This window comes from Clostridium sp. BSD2780061688st1 H5, assembly GCF_005845155.1.
Classification (GTDB): domain Bacteria; phylum Bacillota; class Clostridia; order Lachnospirales; family Lachnospiraceae; genus Claveliimonas; species Claveliimonas intestinigallinarum.
In genome coordinates this window covers 1-1347 of the sequence record NZ_SPGT01000067.1, presented here as the reverse complement: position 1 = coordinate 1347, position 1347 = coordinate 1, and the positions used below count along the sequence as shown (strand labels likewise).

The 1347-nt window shown below is 42.2% G+C and carries 2 protein-coding genes; both read right to left on the bottom strand.

Going from position 1 to position 1347, the window contains the following annotated elements; translation table 11 throughout:
- Positions 1 to 52 precede the first annotated feature (52 nt).
- A complete protein-coding gene (locus tag FGQ86_RS16140) occupies positions 53 to 955 on the bottom strand; it encodes an IS3 family transposase (protein ID WP_243127314.1) in 903 nt (300 codons plus the stop codon).
- Between the two features lie 8 nt (positions 956 to 963).
- Complete coding sequence (locus tag FGQ86_RS16135) at positions 964 to 1248, bottom strand: transposase (protein WP_207742332.1); 285 nt, start codon at positions 1246 to 1248, stop codon at positions 964 to 966.
- Positions 1249 to 1347: the final 99 nt, after the last annotated feature.

Genomic DNA, 1347 nt, shown 5'->3' with positions numbered 1-1347 from the left:
TGGTCCTATGTCAAGATTTAGCGCAAGTTAAAATGAGAAATTTATCCTCATCTTAACTTACTAAGAGCTGTCCGTTTGTCTGTGTCTGCTCATATAGTTTTTCAAAGTCATTTGGCGACATATAATCGCAATGACTATGAATACGTTTGGTATTATAAAAGGCTTCGATATACTCGAAGATCAGACGATATGCCTGCTGATAATCACGTATTTTAAACCGGTTCAGCCATTCCCGTTTGATAAGTGCATGAAACGATTCGATACATGCATTATCCCATGGGAAAGCCTTTTTCGAGTAACTGCGCTGCATTTTTGCAGTAGCTTCCCGATAAGCCTGGGATACGTACTGACTTCCTCTATCACTGTGGATAATTAACGGCAGCTCTGTATTCCGTCTGGCTTTCGCTTTATTGATGGTATCAATCACACAGGATACCTCTAAAGTCTGGCTGAGTGTCCAGGCAATAATCTTACGGGAAAATAGATCCATAATGCTTGTCAGATAGACAAAGCCATCCGTCGTCCAGATATACGTAATATCACTGCACCATACCGCATTTGGGCGTTCAGGTGTAAACTGTTCATCCAGGATATTTTGAAGTTCGTTACTGAAATCGGAATCTATGGTAGTGATCGTCCATGGTTTCACCCATTGGGCTTTAATCCCCATTTCCTTCATATATTTTCCAACGGTACGTTCTGAGATGGTCTCTCCCTTCTGACGTAGCTCCCTGGTGATTTTGGGAGCTCCGTAGTTTTGCTTCGATTGATCATAAATATCCTGTATTTTGGCTTTTATGTATTCCCTGCGTTTTTCTGTATCAGAAGGAGTACGGTTTAGCCATGAACGATATCCAGACCGTGAAACGCCTAAATATTTCAGCATTCCGGAGACGGAGACCCGGCGATTCTGTTTTCTGGCAGCTTCCGTCTTTTCAGAAACCTCGAGATAAATGGCTTCTGTTATTTTCCCAGAATGCTGATAGCTTTTTTTAGTACATCAAGTGCATCCTGGGCATCACGGAGTTCACGTTTCAGACGGGCAATCTCTTTCTGCTCATCAGGGGCGTAATTACCGGAACCACGAACAGGGATATCGCCAGACTCCCGGAAGTCCTTCAGCCATTTTGTCAAAGTGCTGTAACCCACACCGAGATTTTGGGCACAACCACGAACACCAAGCTCCTTGTGATCGAAATAATACTGGACTGCATCCAATTTAAACTGTTTGTCATGTTGCTTTGCCATAATGAGATCCTCCTTCAGTACGATACTTCTATTGTATCATGTATTGTCTATTTGGAATTTTCTCATTTTGACTTGCACTATTTATATTCTAGCACCACT

Excerpts from the sequence above, each read along its gene's own strand:
- FGQ86_RS16135 (WP_207742332.1), bottom strand. The coding sequence starts at position 1,248 with ATGGCAAAGCAACATGACAAACAGTTTAAATTGGATGCAGTCCAGTAT.